The organism is Sphingobium sp. EM0848 (assembly GCF_013375555.1).
In the GTDB taxonomy this organism is placed as follows: domain Bacteria; phylum Pseudomonadota; class Alphaproteobacteria; order Sphingomonadales; family Sphingomonadaceae; genus Sphingobium.
This window is the reverse complement of the sequence record NZ_JABXWB010000001.1, coordinates 1,388,261-1,405,064: the sequence shown is the minus strand read 5'-3', so window position 1 is coordinate 1,405,064 and position 16,804 is coordinate 1,388,261. Positions and strand designations below refer to the sequence as shown.

At 63.2% G+C, this 16,804-nt stretch carries 17 protein-coding genes and 3 tRNA genes; 7 read left to right on the top strand and 13 right to left on the bottom strand.

Annotation, left to right across the window (positions count from 1 at the left end):
* Positions 1-29: 29 nt before the first annotated feature.
* Genes cofH through HUK73_RS06655 form a run of 3 tightly spaced genes read left to right on the top strand, consistent with a single transcriptional unit; the run spans position 30 to position 4,265 of the window.
* Entirely contained in the window at positions 30-2,423 is a 2,394-nt protein-coding gene (gene cofH, locus HUK73_RS06665; RefSeq protein WP_176591192.1) for a 5-amino-6-(D-ribitylamino)uracil--L-tyrosine 4-hydroxyphenyl transferase CofH, read from the top strand.
* Positions 2,413-3,078 (top strand): NADPH-dependent F420 reductase, encoded by a 666-nt coding sequence (gene npdG, locus HUK73_RS06660; RefSeq protein ID WP_176591191.1) that lies wholly within the window; start codon positions 2,413-2,415, stop codon positions 3,076-3,078. The genes cofH and npdG overlap by 11 nt, the downstream gene beginning before the upstream one ends.
* A 14-nt stretch (positions 3,079-3,092) precedes the next feature.
* Positions 3,093-4,265, top strand: a complete 1,173-nt coding sequence (locus HUK73_RS06655; protein ID WP_176591190.1) for an acetyl-CoA C-acetyltransferase — start codon at positions 3,093-3,095, stop codon at positions 4,263-4,265.
* A 358-nt stretch (positions 4,266-4,623) separates the two neighbouring features.
* On the opposite strand, the gene HUK73_RS06650 is transcribed toward HUK73_RS06655, so the two are convergent.
* Both HUK73_RS06650 and folK read right to left on the bottom strand, forming a co-directional pair.
* Positions 4,624-4,699: transfer RNA gene (locus HUK73_RS06650), tRNA-Lys, on the bottom strand.
* Positions 4,700-4,744: 45 nt separating this feature from the next.
* Positions 4,745-5,245 carry a 2-amino-4-hydroxy-6-hydroxymethyldihydropteridine diphosphokinase gene (folK, locus tag HUK73_RS06645; RefSeq protein WP_176591189.1) on the bottom strand — a complete coding sequence of 167 codons (501 nt, stop codon included), beginning with the start codon at positions 5,243-5,245 and terminating at the stop codon, positions 4,745-4,747.
* A gap of 23 nt (positions 5,246-5,268) precedes the next feature.
* On the opposite strand from folK, the gene HUK73_RS06640 reads away from it, so the two are divergent.
* Positions 5,269-5,922 carry a uracil-DNA glycosylase gene (locus HUK73_RS06640; protein WP_176591188.1) on the top strand — a complete coding sequence of 218 codons (654 nt, stop codon included), beginning with the start codon at positions 5,269-5,271 and terminating at the stop codon, positions 5,920-5,922.
* Between the two features lie 9 nt (positions 5,923-5,931).
* Here the strand turns inward: HUK73_RS06640 and HUK73_RS06635 are convergent, their stop codons facing one another.
* From HUK73_RS06635 to HUK73_RS06620, 4 genes are read right to left on the bottom strand one after another with little or no spacing between them, the layout of a single operon-like run.
* The gene (locus tag HUK73_RS06635) at positions 5,932-6,222 is read right to left on the bottom strand and encodes a putative quinol monooxygenase (RefSeq protein WP_176591187.1); all 291 of its coding nucleotides are present in this window, start codon (positions 6,220-6,222) and stop codon (positions 5,932-5,934) included.
* A 17-nt stretch (positions 6,223-6,239) separates the two neighbouring features.
* The gene (gene aguB / locus HUK73_RS06630) at positions 6,240-7,088 is read right to left on the bottom strand and encodes an N-carbamoylputrescine amidase (protein WP_176591186.1); all 849 of its coding nucleotides are present in this window, start codon (positions 7,086-7,088) and stop codon (positions 6,240-6,242) included.
* Positions 7,089-7,099: 11 nt separating this feature from the next.
* Entirely contained in the window at positions 7,100-7,444 is a 345-nt protein-coding gene (locus tag HUK73_RS06625; protein ID WP_176592851.1) for a DUF3147 family protein, read from the bottom strand.
* 5 nt (positions 7,445-7,449) lie between these two features.
* Positions 7,450-8,430: an agmatine deiminase family protein gene (locus HUK73_RS06620; protein WP_176591185.1), complete on the bottom strand. Its 981-nt coding sequence runs from the start codon at positions 8,428-8,430 to the stop codon at positions 7,450-7,452.
* 197 nt (positions 8,431-8,627) lie between these two features.
* Between HUK73_RS06620 and HUK73_RS06615 the strand changes: the two genes are divergently transcribed.
* Complete coding sequence (locus HUK73_RS06615) at positions 8,628-9,566, top strand: glutaminase (protein ID WP_176591184.1); 939 nt, start codon at positions 8,628-8,630, stop codon at positions 9,564-9,566.
* On the opposite strand, the gene HUK73_RS06610 is transcribed toward HUK73_RS06615, so the two are convergent.
* From HUK73_RS06610 to aroA, 7 genes are all read right to left on the bottom strand, one after another.
* Positions 9,563-11,347, bottom strand: a complete 1,785-nt coding sequence (locus tag HUK73_RS06610) for a cation:proton antiporter (RefSeq protein ID WP_176591183.1) — start codon at positions 11,345-11,347, stop codon at positions 9,563-9,565. The genes HUK73_RS06615 and HUK73_RS06610 overlap by 4 nt on opposite strands.
* Before the next feature lie 77 nt (positions 11,348-11,424).
* Positions 11,425-11,510: transfer RNA gene (locus tag HUK73_RS06605), tRNA-Leu, on the bottom strand.
* A gap of 56 nt (positions 11,511-11,566) precedes the next feature.
* Entirely contained in the window at positions 11,567-11,854 is a 288-nt protein-coding gene (locus HUK73_RS06600; RefSeq protein ID WP_176591182.1) for an integration host factor subunit beta, read from the bottom strand.
* A gap of 167 nt (positions 11,855-12,021) precedes the next feature.
* Positions 12,022-13,734: a 30S ribosomal protein S1 gene (gene rpsA / locus HUK73_RS06595; RefSeq protein ID WP_176591181.1), complete on the bottom strand. Its 1,713-nt coding sequence runs from the start codon at positions 13,732-13,734 to the stop codon at positions 12,022-12,024.
* Positions 13,735-13,905: 171 nt separating this feature from the next.
* A complete protein-coding gene (cmk, locus tag HUK73_RS06590) occupies positions 13,906-14,541 on the bottom strand; it encodes a (d)CMP kinase (protein WP_176591180.1) in 636 nt (211 codons plus the stop codon).
* Positions 14,538-14,789, bottom strand: a complete 252-nt coding sequence (locus HUK73_RS06585) for a hypothetical protein (RefSeq protein WP_176591179.1) — start codon at positions 14,787-14,789, stop codon at positions 14,538-14,540. Before HUK73_RS06585 ends, cmk begins: the two co-directional genes overlap by 4 nt.
* Positions 14,786-16,126 carry a 3-phosphoshikimate 1-carboxyvinyltransferase gene (gene aroA / locus HUK73_RS06580; protein ID WP_369805447.1) on the bottom strand — a complete coding sequence of 447 codons (1,341 nt, stop codon included), beginning with the start codon at positions 16,124-16,126 and terminating at the stop codon, positions 14,786-14,788. The genes HUK73_RS06585 and aroA overlap by 4 nt, the downstream gene beginning before the upstream one ends.
* 147 nt (positions 16,127-16,273) lie before the next feature.
* Between aroA and HUK73_RS06575 the strand changes: the two genes are divergently transcribed.
* Both HUK73_RS06575 and HUK73_RS06570 read left to right on the top strand, forming a co-directional pair.
* Positions 16,274-16,609: a TIGR02300 family protein gene (locus tag HUK73_RS06575; protein ID WP_176591178.1), complete on the top strand. Its 336-nt coding sequence runs from the start codon at positions 16,274-16,276 to the stop codon at positions 16,607-16,609.
* Positions 16,610-16,697: 88 nt separating this feature from the next.
* Positions 16,698-16,773: transfer RNA gene (locus tag HUK73_RS06570), tRNA-Ala, on the top strand.
* Positions 16,774-16,804: the final 31 nt, after the last annotated feature.

Genomic DNA, 16,804 nt, shown 5'->3' with positions numbered 1-16,804 from the left:
AAAGAAGAAGATGGGATAGGATTCTACGAATGGCTGGAGAGTTTTTTGGATCAAAGGCGATGAATGCGTTTTTGGAAGCGCCCTTGCCTGATCTTCTTCTTGCGGCCTCTGGGCTGCGTGATGAGGGGCATGGCCGGGTTCAGAGCTGGTCGCGCAAGGTGTTCATCCCGCTGACGCAGCTCTGCCGCAATCTCTGCCATTATTGCACCTTTTCCCAGCCGCCGCGTCCGGGCGAGAACGCCTATATGACCCGCGAGGAGGTGCTGGCCGTCGCCCGTGCAGGCCAGGCGGCGGGCTGCACCGAGGCGCTGTTCACGCTGGGCGACAAGCCGGAACTGCGCTTCGCCGCCGCCCGTGAAGAACTGGCGCGGCTCGGCCATGCCACGACCATCTCCTATCTCACCGAAATGGCCGCGCTGGTGCGCGACGAAACCGGGCTGCTGCCGCATATCAATGCAGGCGTCATGACCCGTGAGGAGATGGCCGCGCTTCGCCGCGTGTCGGTGAGCCAAGGCCTGATGCTGGAGTCCGTGTCCGATCGCCTCTGCCAGAAGGGCGGCGCGCATTACCGCTCGCCCGACAAGGAACCGGCGGCGCGCCTCGAAACCATCCGCCTCGCGGGCGAACTGCAAATTCCCTTCACCACCGGCATATTGATCGGCATCGGCGAAACCCGCGCAGAGCGGATCGAAGCGCTTAAAGCCATTCGCGACCTGCACGAACGCTACGGCCATATTCAGGAGGTGATCGTCCAGAATTTCCGCGCCAAGGAGCGCACGGTGATGGCCCATGCGCCTGAGCCGGACATGGACGAACTGCTTTGGACCATTGCCGCCGCCCGCCTGATCCTGGGGCCGCAGATGAACATTCAGGCGCCGCCCAATCTCTCGGCGTCTGACTTCCCGCGCCTGCTGTCGGCCGGGATCAACGATTGGGGCGGCGTCTCGCCGGTCACGCCCGACCATGTGAACCCTGAGGCCCCCTGGCCCGAAGTCGAGCGCCTGCGCATGGCGACCGAAGGCGAAGGGAGGATGCTGGTTGCGCGCCTGCCGGTCTATCCGGCCTATGCGCAGGATAATGCCCGCTGGCAGGACGCTGCGATGGTGCGCGACATCCTCGCCCATGCCGATGCGGAGGGCTTCGCCCGCGAGGACAGATGGTCGCCGGGCATCGCGCTGGAGCCCCGCGTCACGCGTCCCTCGACCCTGCCGGTCGACCCGAAGATCGCCGCCATCGTCAAGCGCGCCATGGCGGGTGAACTGCTGGCAGAGGAGGAGATCACGACCCTCTTCTCCGCCCGCGAAACCGACCTTGAACATATTTGCGACAGCGCCGACGCCTTGCGCGAACAGGTGATGGGTGACGAGATCACCTATGTCGTCAACCGCAACATCAACTACACCAATATCTGCGCCTATAAATGCAGCTTCTGCGCCTTCTCCAAGGGCGACAAGGCGGAGGAACTGCGCGGCAAACCCTATGACCTCGACCTCGAAGAAGTCATCCGCCGCACCCGCGAGGCATGGGAACGCGGCGGCACCGAGGTCTGCCTGCAAGGCGGCATCCACCCCCATTATACCGGCGACACTTACATCAATCTCGCCAAAGCGGTTCGCGCCGCCGTGCCGGAGATGCACATCCACGCCTTCTCCCCGCTGGAAGTGTCACAGGGCGCCGCGACCCTTGGCCTGACGGTCGAACAATTCCTCCTCCGCCTGAAGGACGCCGGCCTCGACACGCTTCCCGGCACGGCGGCGGAAATCCTCGACGAAGAAGTCCGCGCGCAAATCTGCCCCGACAAGCTCAACACCGAGCAATGGCTGGAGGTGGTCGAAACCGCGCATAAGGTCGGCTTCACCACCACCGCCACCATCATGTTCGGCCATGTCGACACCCCCCGCCATTGGGCGCGCCACCTGATCCGCATCCGCGACCTCCAGCGCCGCACCGGCGGTTTCACCGAGTTCGTGCCGCTGCCCTTCGTCCATATGGAAGCGCCCATGGGCCTGCGCGGAGAGGCGCGCCATGGCCCGACCTTCCGCGAAGTCCGCCTGATGCACGCCGTCGCCCGGCTCGCGCTGCACCCGCATATCCGCTCGATCCAGACCAGTTGGGTGAAGCTTGGCCCCGAGGGCGTGAAGGCCTGCCTCACTTCGGGCGCCAACGACCTTGGCGGCACGCTGATGAACGAGAGCATCTCCCGCGCCGCCGGCACCCAGCACGGTCAGGAAATGCCGCCCGCCGCGATGGAGGCGCTGATCCGCTCGCTCAGCCGCACCCCGCGCCAGCGCAGCACGGCCTATGGCGCGGTGACGCAGGACATTCACGACCGCGGCATGGCCGCTGAGGAACTCACGCCGATGATCCTCACGCCCCCGCGCAAACGCCGGAAAGAACAGGAGAGATTTGAATATGCAGAATGACACTCTGGCGAGCATCGCCGTCCTTGGCGGCACCGGCAAGGAAGGCGGCGGCCTCGCGCTCCGCTGGGCGCATAAGGGCCACAAGGTCATCATCGGCAGCCGCACCGCCGAGCGCGCGCAGGAAGCCGCCGCCCAGATGAACGAGATATTGGGCAACGGCACCATCACCGGCGCCGCCAACCCGGAAGCCGCCGCGCAGGCCGATATCGTCGTCCTCGCCGTGCCCTATGCCGCGCAGCAATCGACGGTGAAGGATGTCGAACCCGCGCTGGCGGGCAAGATACTGATCGACGTGACGGTGCCTCTGGTCCCGCCCAAGGTCAGCCGCGTGCAACTCCCCGAAGGCGGCTCAGCCGTCGAAGCCGTGCAGAAGATGCTGGGCGAGGGGGTGCGCGTCGTTTCCGCCTTCCAGAATATCAGCGCTCATCACCTCACCAAGCTGGATGAGGAGATTGAATGCGATGTCCTCGTCTGCGCCGACGACAGCGAAGCCGCCGACATGGTGGTCGCGCTCGCGCAAGAGATTGGCCTGCGTGCATGGAATGCCGGGCCGTTGTGCAATTCGGTGGTGGCCGAAGGACTGACCTCCGTCCTCATCGCCCTCAACCGCAAATATAAGGTCCCCGGCTCCGGAATCCGCATCACCGGCGTCTGACAGGAGAAAAATAAATGGCTGAAGCCTATATCGCGGCCGTCGCGCGCAGCGCTGGCGGCAAGCGTGGCGGTCGCCTTGCCGCCGTCCACCCCGCCGATCTGGCGGGCAAAGTCCTCGCAGGGCTGGTCGAACGCTCGCGGATTGACCCCGCCGCCGTCGAGGATGTCATCATGGGCTGCGCCTGCCCCGGTGGCGAGCAGGGCGCGAACATCGCCCGCAACGCCGTCCTCGCCAGCGGCCTGCCGGAATCCGTCCCTGGCACCCATGTCGACCGCCAATGCGGCTCCTCGCAACAGGCGCTGCACTTCGCCGCCGCCACCGTCATGTCCGGCGTGCAGGACGTGGTGATCGCAGCGGGCGTCGAAAGCATGACCCGCGTACCCATGGGTCTGCCGTGGACGCTGCCCGCCAAACATGGCTTCGGCACTTATCGCAGCCCCGGCATCGAAGCGCGCTATCCCAACCAGCCCTTCAGCCAGTTTGGCGGCGCGGAAATGCTGGCCAAGAAATATGGCCTCAGCCGCGAAGTCCTCGACGCCTATGCGCTTGAAAGCCACCGCCGCGCCACCGCCGCCACGCAGGCAGGCAAGTTCGACGCCGAAATCATCCCCCTCGAAGTCGTGACCCCGGAGGGCGAAACCGTCCTCCACACAATCGACGAAGGCATCCGCTTCGACGCGACCCTGGAAAAGATCGCCAGCGTCAAGCTGCTGACCGAGGGCGGCGTGATCTCAGCCGCCAATGCCAGCCAGATTTGCGACGGTGCCGCCGCGTTGCTGGTGGTCAATGAACGCGGGCTCAAGGCTCATGGCCTGACGCCGCTCGCCCGCATCCATGAGATGACCGTGCTGGGGCACGATCCCGTCATCATGCTCGAAGCCCCGATCCCCGCGACGGAAAAGGCGCTGGCGAGAGCCGGCATGAAGCTCGCCGACATCGATCTCTATGAAGTCAACGAGGCCTTCGCCCCAGTCCCGCTGGCTTGGGCGCAGGCGTTGGGAGCCGACCCGGCAAAACTCAACGTCCACGGTGGCGCGATTTCACTCGGTCATCCGCTCGGCGGGTCTGGCGCGAAGCTGATGGCGACGCTGGTCAGCGCTCTCCACGACCGGGGTGGCCGCTACGGTTTGCAAACCATGTGCGAAGCAGGCGGTATGGCCAACGTCACCATCATCGAACGGCTCTGACACGTTGCTTGAGCGGCGCAGGATGATCGATGATCGATCCGGCGCCGCCGAATTTAGCGCCCTCATGAAAATGAGCCTGGCTTTCGTCGGCTCTCCTCCCCGCAATTACCGGGATTGCGGCCACAATGCCGTGCAACGACATGGTGCTTCAAAGGCGCGTTGAAATTCCCTGGGAACCGATTGCTCGGCTAACTCGTTCATCTTGCAGAAAGAAATGAGAAATTGGAGAGGGCGATGGACGATGCGCTAAAGCCTCATGCCATGTTCGGCATTCTGTTCGGCCTGTTGATGTCGATCGAAATCTGGTGCTTCGCCGCGATCCTCGTAAAGGCATTGGCCTGACCGGAGCGGCGAGAGGTGGTGAGCCCTGCTGGATTCGAACCAGCGACCTACTGATTAAAAGTCAGTTGCTCTACCGACTGAGCTAAGGGCCCTCATGTTTTGAGGTTCGCACGCACTAGAGGCGGCGATGCGGATGGTCAACCTCCAGAAATCGCTTTTCGTAATCGGACGAGCAATTGACGTATCGAAAGGCCGGAAACAGGGTCGCGCCAGTGCGGAATGATGGCGCAAAGGGGCTTCAACACGAAATCTCTCTGCCGAAAAGCCGGATGGGGGATATGCAGCGATCGGCTGTTCCATCGCCCGCCTGACCAGAAGATGATGTCGATGTCGATGCTGCGCGCGCCCCAGCGTCTGAATCGGCGGCGGCCAAGCGATCGTTCGATCTCCTGCAATCGGGCCAGCATCATATCGGGTGGCAAGTCACTTTTCACGATCAGCGCGCCATTGGCGAAGACCCGGCGTGAAGGTCCGACAGGCGGCGTGGTCAATACGGGCGCCACGGCCTGAACGGCGCCCAGCGCGCCGATCCTCTCCACCGCTGCATCCAATATCCGGGCAGGCGCGAGTTGCGCCGACAATGGCCGGTTCGATCCCAGCGCCAGCGCATAAAGGTGAGGAATGCTTGTCTTGGCCATGATGCAGCGCCTATCGGGTCTTCATGACGCTGCAAAGCCCCATCCCGCACACCGAACCGCCCCATGATTGCGGGCTCTGTCCCCGCCTTGTCGCTTTTCGCAAGGAATGCCGGGCGGAGCATCCCGACTGGTGGAACGCGCCGGTGCCGTCCTTTGGCGACCCGGCGGGACGAATTGCCATTGTCGGCCTTGCCCCAGGCAAGAACGGCGCCAACCGCACTGGCCGTCCGTTCACCGGTGATTTTGCAGGCGACCTGTTGTTTGCCACGCTCGGCAAATTCGGCCTGACAGAAGGCAGTTATGACGCGCGGCCGGACGATGGGCTGGCCCTGCGCAACATCATCATCGTCAACGCGGTGAAGTGCCTGCCGCCGCAGAACAAACCGCTGCCGGAGGAAATCCGCAACTGCCGCGCTTTTCTGAAGCCCACGGTCGCGGCGCTTCCCCATGCCCGCGTCTTCATCGCCCTTGGCCAGATCGCGCACCAGTCAACAGTCAAGTCGTTGGGCGGCAAGCTACCCAAGGCGCGCTTCGCTCATCTTGCCGAGCATCGCATGCCCGACGGCCGGATCGTGATCGACAGCTATCACTGCTCCCGATACAATCAGAATACCGGCCGTCTGACGGCGGAAATGTTCGAAGCCGTCTTTGCCCGCGCCCTGACGCTCAGCAAATAAGGCGATCGATCAGCGGATGAGATAGTCGAAATAGGCGCCGTCCGGCGGCCCGTCGAGCGCGGCCATCATCGGCGCGAACAGGCCCTTGTCCAGCACCGCGCCGGCCGCCTTGTGCGCGTCTATATCGGCCCATTTCTCGATGAAGACGAATCGCCGCTCATTGCCAAGGTCGCGCAGCATTTCCACGCCTTCGCAGCCGGGCAGGGGGCGAACCGCATCCGCCACCGCGCGTAGGGCGGTTTCCAGTTCGGCGTCCATGCCTTCCTTCGCGTGCATGATATAGTGGCGGGCAACGGTCATCGTCTCTCTCCTGCTTGTTAGATGTCCTGCGCGATCCGTGTATAAAGCTCCGGCCGCCGGTCGCGGAAGAAGCCCATGCCGGCACGATGCATCCTGGCCTGCTCCAAGTCCAGCGTCGCCACCAGCGCGCCATTGTCCTTCGCATCAGCCTCCGCAGCGAAATCGCCCCACTGGTCGGTGATGAAGCTGTGGCCGTAGAATTTCTGCCCGTCTTCCTCACCGATGCGGTTGGCGGCGATCACCGGCATGCAGTTGCTGACCGCGTGACCGATCATTGCCCGGCGCCACATGCGGCTGGTATCAAGGTCGGCATCATAGGGTTCGGAGCCGATGGCGGTCGGGTAGAACAGCATCTCCGCCCCCATCAGCGCCATGACCCGCGCGGTTTCGGGATACCATTGGTCCCAGCAGATGCCGACGCCGATGGTGCCGAACTTCGTCTTCCACACCTTGAAGCCCGAATTGCCGGGACGGAAATAATATTTCTCCTCATAGCCCGGCCCGTCGGGAATATGGCTCTTGCGATAAACGCCCATGATCTCGCCCTCATCATCGATCATGGCGAGCGAGTTGTAATAGTGATGGCCGTCGCGCTCGAAGAAACTGGTGGGGATATAGACGCCCTCGGCCTTGGCCACCTTGCGCATTTCCTGCACGGCCGGATGCTCGTCCAGGGGTAGCGCGTTGGCGAACAGCGCCTCGTCCTCGACCTTGCAGAAATAGGGGCCTTCGAACAGTTCCGGCGGCAGCACGATTTTCGCGCCCCGCGCGGCGGCCTTCACCACATGGCCGGCGACCATGTCGATATTGTCCGCCCGGTCGTCGGAAAAGGCCAGTTGGAGCGCGGCGACGGTAACTTTGGTCATGGATCAGAACCCTACAAACGAATGCCCAACCGGGCGGCAACGGCAACGGTCAGGAGATAGAGCAGGATCGTCAGCACGCAACCCGCGATCAGTGCGGGTGCAAAGGCTACGCCCCGCCGCAGCAACATCGGGATCAGCAGGAACATCGGCAGCGAGGGGATGACATAATAGAATGTCGCCTCCGCATGGCGCGCCATATTTTCGGCATCCGGCCTGTCGTTCCACAGCCAGATCATCCCCATCACCGAAATCAGCGGCAGCGACGCGATCAGCGCTCCCAACGCCGGATAGCGCCGCGACACCACTGATACGATGGCGATGATGACGCCGGAAATCAGCGCGCGCAGCGCGAGCATCGCGCTCATTCGCCCGCCGGCATCTGCTGGCTGCAACAGTGGAAGCTGCCGCCGCCCGAAAGGATCGCGTCGCTGCGCAGGCCGATGATCTCCCGACCGGGGAAAAAGGGTTTGAACGCATCCAGAGCCGCCTGATCATTTGGCTGGCCATAGATGGGCACGATGACGGCAGCATTGCCAACATAGAAATTCATGTAGCTTGCCGGAATGACCTCCCCATCCACGACGACGCGGCCGGGGGAGGGGATCGACGCCACCTCGACCCCGAAAGCCTTCGCCCGCGCCCGCGCATCCGCATAGATGGCGGCATTGGGGTCATCCTCCGTACTCGCCTCGGGCAGCGCCAGAACGCCCGGTGCCACGAAGCGCGCCAGATTGTCGACATGTCCGTCCGTATGATCGTTGAGCAGCCCGTCCCCCAGCCAGAGCATGTCGGACAGACCCAACGATCCCGCCAGCAATGTCTCGATCTTCCCCCGGTCCAGTTCCGGGTTGCGATTGGGATTGAGCAGGCATTGCTCGGTCGTCACGAACAGCCCGGTGCCGTCAGTGTCGACCGCGCCGCCTTCGAACACCCAATGCTGGGTGGAGGTCGGCAGGCCCGTCATAGCCGCCAGCCGCGCGCCGATATCCTCATCGCCGGGCATCCGATATTTGCCGCCCCAGCCGTTGAAGCCGAAATCCACCAGCGCCCGCTCAGTCCCGCGCATCACCGCGATCGGCGCCGTGTCGCGCAGCCATATGTCGCCCAGCTTCTGCACCACGATCGTGACGCCCGGTGTCACTAGCCCGCGCGCGACATCGGCATCGCCGTCATGAGCGACCACCAGCCGCACATCTTCCCCCTTGCCGTGAAGCGCATTGGCAAAGGCCGCGATCTGTTGGCGCGCTTCATCGAAAGCGCCGGGCCATTCCTTGGGATAGGTGGGAAAGCCGATCCAGGTCCATTCATGCGGCGCCCATTCGGCGGGCATACGGAAAGTCATGGGCTTGGCTCCTGCTAGGGGGTCTTATCGCGGCCTCTACAGGATCGCGCGAGCTATGACAGCGGCAAATATGCGGAGAAGCCATTTGACCGACCAGCGCAAAACATTCTGTCCCGCACCCCCTGTCGGAGCTTTCCCGCGCTTCTATAGTGTGGCCTATGTCACCACAATCCTTCCGATCCGAAAGCTGATCGCCCATGGACCTCTCCGCCATTCTGGCCGAAATCGTTGCCGCCGCAGCCATCCGTGAAGATCGCGGCACGGTCGCGAGCTACATACCGGAACTCGCGAAGGTCGATCCTGGCCAGTTCGGCATCGCCATCGCCACGGCGGACGGCCGATTGATTGAGGGCGGCGATTCCGATGTGGGCTTCTCCATCCAGTCCATTTCGAAGGTCTTTGCCCTGACCCTTGCCCTGGGCAAGGTCGGCGACCAGCTTTGGGAAAGGGTGGGGCGGGAACCGTCCGGCAACGCTTTCAATTCCATCGTGCAGTTGGAGCAGGAACAGGGCATTCCGCGAAACCCCTTCATCAACGCGGGCGCAATCGTCGTCGCGGACGTCAATCTGGGCGGTCATCAACCCCGCGTCGCGATTGGTGAGATGCTGCAATTCGTCCGCTATCTGGCCGGCGATGACAGCATCGCCATCAACGAAACCGTGGCGGCATCGGAAACGGCGACGGGATTCCGCAACATGGCGCTCGCCAATTATATGCGCGCCTTCGGCAATGTCCGTCATCCCGTCGATCTGGTGCTGGGCACCTATTTTCACCACTGCGCCATGGAAATGAGTTGCCGCCAGCTCGCTTTGGCGGGCCGTTACCTGATGCTTGACGGGCGGCATCCGGAAGGCGGCCGGGTCGTTTCCTCCAGCCGCGCCAAGCGTATCAATGCTTTGATGCTGACCTGCGGCCATTATGACGCCTCGGGGGATTTCGCCTTTCGTGTCGGCATTCCCGGCAAGTCTGGCGTGGGCGGCGGCATATTGGCAATCGTTCCCGGCCGCGCCTCCATCGCGGTCTGGTCGCCTGGTCTTAATGAAAATGGCAATAGCCGGCTTGGCACATTGGCTCTGGAGGAACTGGCCCGGCGCACAGGCTGGTCGGTTTTCAGCCCGCCGCAGGACGAGGGTTAAGGCACCTCGTCGGGCCGCAGGCGCCGGAGCTTCGGCGCCGTTTCGAGTTGCGCCGCATCCTTGATCCCCATCCGCAGATCCTCGCGGGTCTGATGGATGGATGCGATCACCGGCCCCATCGCCACGCCCAGATCGACGAGCGCCGTCTCCGCAAGCTGGAGGGAGCTTTCCAGCGTTTCGGGCACCGCATCGCTCGCCCCGGCGCGGTAGAGTTGCGCGGCATGATCGGTGTCGCGTGCGCGGGCAATGATCGGCAGGTCCGGCACCCAGCCGCGCACGCGCTTCGTCAAGCGGACGGACAGGACCGGATCGTCCATGGTCAGGATCAAGGCCCTGGCATGGCCCAGGCGCAGCTTGTCGAGCATCTCTGTCCGCGCCACGTCGCCGAACAATATGGGGTAACCACCGCGCCGCGCCTCCGCAACGACATCGGGGTCGGATTCAACGACAATGAAACGCTGATTGTGCAGGCGCAGAAGGTCGCAGACCATATGCCCGACCCGGCCGAAGCCGATCACCACGGCGGCAGCCTCCGCATGATCCTCGCTGACTTCGACGGCTTCCTCGCCCAGCGCCATTTCCAACCGCCGCGCGATGTCATGGCCCAGTCGTGCCAGAAGCGGCGTGATGGTGAGACCGATGGCGGTTACAATCTGCCAGAAGGCGGCAGTGGACGGCAGGATCAACTGCGCGGCGGCGGCGGCGGAAAGCACGATCAGGGTGGTTTCCGACGGACTCGCCATCAACACGCCGACTTCCAGCGCGACGCCCTTGCGTGCGCCCGATATATAGAGCAGCGCGGCTGTTACAATGGTCTTGGCGAGGACGACGCCCACCACCGCGAGAACGAGCGTCGGCCAGTTGGCCAGGATTACCCGCACGTCCAGGCCCATGCCGACCGTGATCAGGAACACCCCTAGCGCCAGCCCCTTGAACGGCGCGGTCATCACCTCGACCTCGCCATGATAATCCGTCTCCGCGATCAACAGGCCCGCTAGCAGCGCGCCGACGATCGGCGAAAGCCCGGCGATAGAGGTCGCCATGCTGGACACGATGACGACCAGCAGGCTTGCAGCCAGAAACACTTCCGGGCTTTTGGTGCGCGCTGCCTGCCGGAAAATATGCGGAAGGCAGACACGCCCCAGCACCAGCATGATGCTGATGGTGATGCCGCTCTTGATCAGCGTATTGGCCAGTTCATTCCAAGGCCCCTCGGGGCTGGCGGCGACCGATGGCGCCAGCGCACCCAGCATGAAGATGATGGGAACGAGCGCCAGATCCTCGAAAAGCAGCATGGAAAAAGCGGCGCGGCCGACGGCGCTTTGCGTCCCGACCATGGGAAGCACAACCGCCGTGGACGACAGCGCTAAAGCCAGCCCCAGGCCAAATGCGCCCGCAGGCGATTGCCCCAGCAAGTAAAGGCCAAGTGCAATGAGTGCTCCGCCGCCAATTAATTCTGCAGCGCCAACACCGAATACTTGCGCTCTCATGATCCATAAGCGCCGGAAGCTCAGTTCCAGTCCGATGGAAAAGAGCAGCAATATGACGCCCAGTTCGGCAAAGGGTTCTATGGCCGCTCTATCGGAAATGGTCACATGGTAAAGCCAGGGATATTGGCTGACCAAGGCGCCCAGCCCCGATGGCCCCACCGCCAGTCCGACCAGAATGAAACCGATGACGGGGCTGATGCGAAACCGGGCGAAGCCGGGAATGACCAGTCCCGCTGCACCAAGAATGACGAGGGAATCGCTGAAACTTTGGGGATTGATTGCGCCGGCCATGGTCAATCATTGCGGCAAATACCGCAAATATCCAGCTTTAAGGTTAGGAAGGAACCGGCCGGTCTTTGCCTGTGCGCTGGTGCGGACGGCGGGACTTGAACCCGCATTCCCAGGGGGAGGCGGATTTTAAGTCCGCTGCGTATACCGATTTCGCCACGTCCGCTTGAGGCAGACTTCCCCTGAAGGCTAACAGCGCACAGGTCAAGGATGTGTTACAGACTACACCACCTTATCGTTCAGCCGTTCCCGCATTTCCTTGCCGGGCTTGAAATAGGGAACGCGCTTGGCGTCCACGGGCACCTGTTCACCGGTTCGCGGATTGCGACCGGTGCGTGCATCACGGGCGCGGGTTGTGAACGCGCCAAAGCCTCTCAGCTCGACGCGTCCGCCGTTGGAAAGGCGGTCGACAATCTCCTTGAAAAAGAGATCGACGATCCTTTCGACTTCCTGGAGGTTGAGGTTTGGATTTTCCTCAGCCAGTTTCTGTATCAGTTCCGAGCGTATCATTGGTCCTCCAGACTCCCCCTTCTGGTTCCCAGTTAATTTATACTGAATCCTTAACCTTCTGACAATTGTCCAATATCGGTATGTTTTTCTCATTCTGGGAATAGAAAAAGCCCGCCGGAGTTAAGTTCCGGCGGGCTCTATTACTTTAGTTAGATATCGAAGGAGACTTAACCTTCGCTCTTGGCTTTCAATGCTTCACCAAGAATATCGCCAAGCGACGCACCGCTGTCGGACGAGCCGTACTGTGCGACAGCCTGCTTCTCTTCAGCGATCTGCATCGCCTTGACCGAGAAGGTCGGCTTCTTGGCGCGGTCGAAACCGGTGACCATGGCGTCGAACTTCTGGCCGACCTGGAAGCGTTCCGGACGCTGTTCGTCGCGGTCGCGGCCAAGGTCGCTGCGCTTGATGAAGCCGGCGGCGCCGTCTTCGCCAGCCTGGACTTCCAGACCGCCGTCGCGCACTTCCAGAACCGTCACGGTGACGATCGAGTTCTTGGACAGGCCAGCAGCAGCAGCAGCGGTGCCGCCAGCGGCCGGACCACCACGCTCAAGCTGCTTCATGCCGAGGCTGATGCGCTCCTTCTCGACGTCGATGTCGAGAACGACGGCCTGAACCGTCTCGCCCTTGCGGTGCAGAGCCAGCGCGTCTTCGCCCGAAATGCCCCATGCGATGTCCGACATGTGGACCATGCCGTCCACGTCGCCGTCCAGGCCGATGAACAGGCCGAATTCGGTCGCGTTCTTGACTTCGCCCTCGACGGTCGAGCCGATCGGGTGACGTTCGGCAAAGCTGTCCCAGGGGTTGTTCTGGGCCTGCTTGAGGCCGAGCGAGATGCGGCGCTTTTCGGGATCGACTTCCAGAACGATGACGTCGACTTCCTGGCTGGTCGAAACGATCTTGCCGGGGTGGACGTTCTTCTTGGTCCAGGACATTTCCGAAACGTGGACCAGACCTTCGATGCCCGGCTCCAGCTCGACGAACGCACCATATTCGGTGATGTTCGTGACGCGGCCCGACAGCTTCGCACCGACCGGGTACTTGGCGGCGGCGCCTTCCCACGGATCGCTTTCCAGCTGCTTCATGCCAAGGCTGATGCGCTGGGTGTCGCGGTTGATGCGGATGATCTGAACGCGGACGGTGTCGCCGATGTTGATCATCTCGTTCGGGTGGTTGATGCGCTTGTACGACAGGTCGGTGACGTGCAGCAGGCCATCGATGCCGCCCAGATCAACGAACGCACCGTAATCGGTGATGTTCTTGACGACGCCCTCGATGATCTGACCTTCGGCCAGCGTCTGGATGAGGCCGCTGCGCTGTTCGGCGCGGGTTTCTTCCAGAATGGCGCGGCGCGACACGACGATGTTGCCGCGGCGGCGATCCATCTTGAGGATCTGGAAGGGCTGCGGAATGTCCATCAGCGGGGTGACGTCGCGCACGGGGCGGATATCGACCTGCGAGCCGGGGAGGAACGCCACGGCGCCGTCGAGGTCGACGGTGAAGCCGCCCTTGACGCGGCCGAAGATGACGCCTTCGACGCGGGCATTTTCGGTGAACTCGGCTTCGAGCTTGTCCCAGGCGGCTTCGCGGCGAGCGCGGTCGCGCGACAGCATGGCTTCGCCATGGGCGTTTTCGACGCGGTCGACATAGACTTCGACTTCGTCGCCGACCTTCAGGTCAGCCTTCTGGCCGGGCGCGGCGAATTCGCGCAGCGGCACGCGGCCTTCCGACTTCAGGCCGACGTCGATCAGCGCCATGTCGTTTTCGATGCCGGTAACGGTGCCCTTGACGACACGGCCTTCGAAGCCGCCGTCCTCGCCACCGAGAGAATCATTGAGAAGCGCGGCGAAATCGTCGCGCGAGGGGAATGCCGTAGAGGCCATATTTAAGTCCTTCACTCGTCATTACTGGCCTACCGGTTGTATCCGGTGGTCTTTCAGGCCAAACCGCCCGCGCACCCGAATAGCACGCGAACATCCGTTCGGCCCTAACGAGTCGACGCCCTGTGGATAAGCGAAAAGGGCGCCTGGGAATCCCCGGCACCCGGCATCGCGTCAGGCCTGTTGCCGACGTTCCAACTGGGCGTCCACCAGTGTAATGGCCTGCTGGACGGCGGCGTCTATAGTCAAATTGCTGGTATCGAGCAAGTCCGCTCCATCGGCCATACGCAGCGGGGCATGGTCGCGGCTCATGTCGCGGGTGTCGCGGGCCTGAATGTCCGCGATCAGGCTGTCCATATCGGGATGGCCGCCATGGGACAGGGCATCGTCATAGCGGCGCTGGGCGCGGACGTGAACGCTCGCGGTGACGAAGATCTTGGCATCGGCATCAGGGGCAATGACGGTGGCGATGTCCCGGCCGTCGAGGATTGCGCCGCTTGGCTGGGTGGCGAAGTCGCGCTGGCGCTTTACCAGCGCCTGGCGGACGCTCTGATGAGTGGACACGCGCGAGGCGAGGGAGCCTACGGCCTCGCTGCGCAGGGCAGGGTCTGTCAGGACGGCATCCTCGAAATCACAGGCGGCAAGAGCGTCCGCTTCATGGTCGGGATCGCCGCCGGCCTTGAGTACAGCCAGACCTACCGCCCGGTAGAGCAGGCCGGTGTCGAGGACGGGCAGGCTATAATGGCGGCCGAGCGCCTTGGCGATCGTGCCTTTGCCCGAGGCGGCGGGGCCGTCGACGGCGATGATCATGATGCTTTGCCTTTCCGCAGCGCCTTGGTGAGGCCGATGAGCGCAATGAAGGCCCAGACGACTTCCAGCGCCATCGATGCGATGTTGAAGTGAACCATCAGCGAGGAAATGAGCAGCAGGGCGCCGATCAGGTTCAGCAGGTTGAACAGGGTGAAATTCAGCACCTTCGCCACATTGCTATAGGCATAGGCGGCGATCATCAGGCCGCTGCCGATCAGGCCTATGATGTTGGCGAAGTCGAAGGTCATATCAGGGCTCCGAGTGCCTGCAGCAGGCCGGTGAAGCCGGGGAAGCTGGTGGCGACGGGACGCATGTCGTCGATGGCCACGCCGTTTTTCGAGACGAGGCCCGCCACTGCGAAGCTCATGGCGATACGATGGTCGAGTTTTGTGGAGATGGGGCCGCCGCCGGGCAGGAGCGCGCCGCCGCTACCCTCGATGACAATGCCGTCTTCCAGTTCCTCTACGCGAACGCCAATGGCGCGCAGGCCGGTTGCCATGGTGGCGATGCGGTCCGATTCCTTGACGCGCAATTCCTCAAGGCCGCGGAAAGTGCTGTGCCCTTCCGCGAAAGCTGCGGCGATGAAGGCGACGGGATATTCGTCGATCATCGACGGCGCGCGCGCCGGGTCGGGGTCGACACCCTTCAGAGCCGAAGCGGTGATGATGAGGTCGCCAACCGGCTCTCCGCCGACTTCGCGTGGATTTTCGATGACGATATCCCCACCCATTTCGCGCAGCAGGTCGATCAGGCCTGCGCGGGTCGCGTTGAGGCCAACATTGGCGATGGTGACTTTCGAGCCGGGGACCAGCAGCGCGGCGACCATCGGGAAGGCGGCGGAGGAGGGGTCGCCGGGGACGGTGATCGATTGCGGGCGAAGTTCGGCTTCTCCCTTGAGCGTGATGATGCGGGCGCCGTCGGCTTCGATTTCGACATTGAGATCGGCGCCGAAGCCCTTGAGCATCCGCTCACTATGGTCGCGGGTCGGGATCGGTTCCACGATGCGGGTGATGCCGGGGGCGTTGAGGCCCGCGAGCAGGATCGCCGACTTGACCTGTGCCGAGGCGACGGGGAGGCGGTAGTCCAGCGGCACGGCCGGGCAGGCGCCGCGCATGGTGAGCGGCAGGCGGTCGCCGGGGCTGGTGGTGAAGCTTGCGCCCATGCGGGAGAGCGGTTCGGTGACGCGGGCCATGGGGCGCTTGCTGAGGGAGGCGTCACCCACGAAGGTGGCAGTGATGGCGTGGCTGGCGATCAGGCCCATGAGAAGGCGGGTCGAGGTGCCGCTATTGCCCATGTCGAGTGCGCTGTCGGGTTGCAGCAGGCCACCTACGCCGACGCCATGGATATGCCAGATGCCGTCGGCATTGCGCCGGATGTCGGCGCCCATGGCCCGCATGGCGGCGGCGGTGGCGAGAACGTCCTCCCCCTCCAGCAGTCCTTCGACCCGGCTTTCGCCCACGGCCAGGGCGGAAAGCATCAGCGAGCGGTGTGAAATGCTCTTGTCGCCCGGCACGGTGATCGAGCCGGAAAGCGCGGGCGCAGTGGTGAAGGTCATCGGGGTGGGCTGGTCGGAAGAAGCGGTCACGGGTCAATCCGTCTGCAAAACTTGAAAAAATGCGCCCGGCTTTTGACAGCGCGGTTTCGCTATGGCAAGGCGCCGTCTCTTCGCGGGCGACCCAGTCGTGCCGCGTAATCTCTGTTTTGAGCACTCGCAAGAAGGACAAGGCCGGACATGGTCAAGGCTGAATGGGGCACGAAGCGTACCTGCCCGAAATGCGCCACGCGCTTCTACGACCTGGGCAAGGATGACCCGGTCACCTGCATCAACTGCGGTACGGCCTGGGAGCCCGAGCCGGTGCTGAAGTCGAAGCAGCCGCTGCCCTATGAGGAAGCGCCCAAGAAGATCATCGAAACCGCCGATGGCGAACGTGAGACGGCTGACGACGATCTGGACCTGGATCTGGACGTGGATGATGACGGCGATTCGCCGGATAATGACGTCGATCTGGGCGGTGACGACGATCTGGGCGTCGATGCTGGCGGCGACGACGGCGACGACGACAATTAATTGAATTTTGTGCTTGCCAAGGAGTTCGCCGCCACCTAATGGCAGCGACCTCCGGGGCGCCGGACCCAAACGGCGCCAGACTGGAAACGGGGCCTTAGCTCAGCTGGGAGAGCGCCTGCATGGCATGCAGGAGGTCAGCGGTTCGATCCCGCTAGGCTCCACCAGTTTTTCGGAGAAAGAAAATGTCCGGGGGAC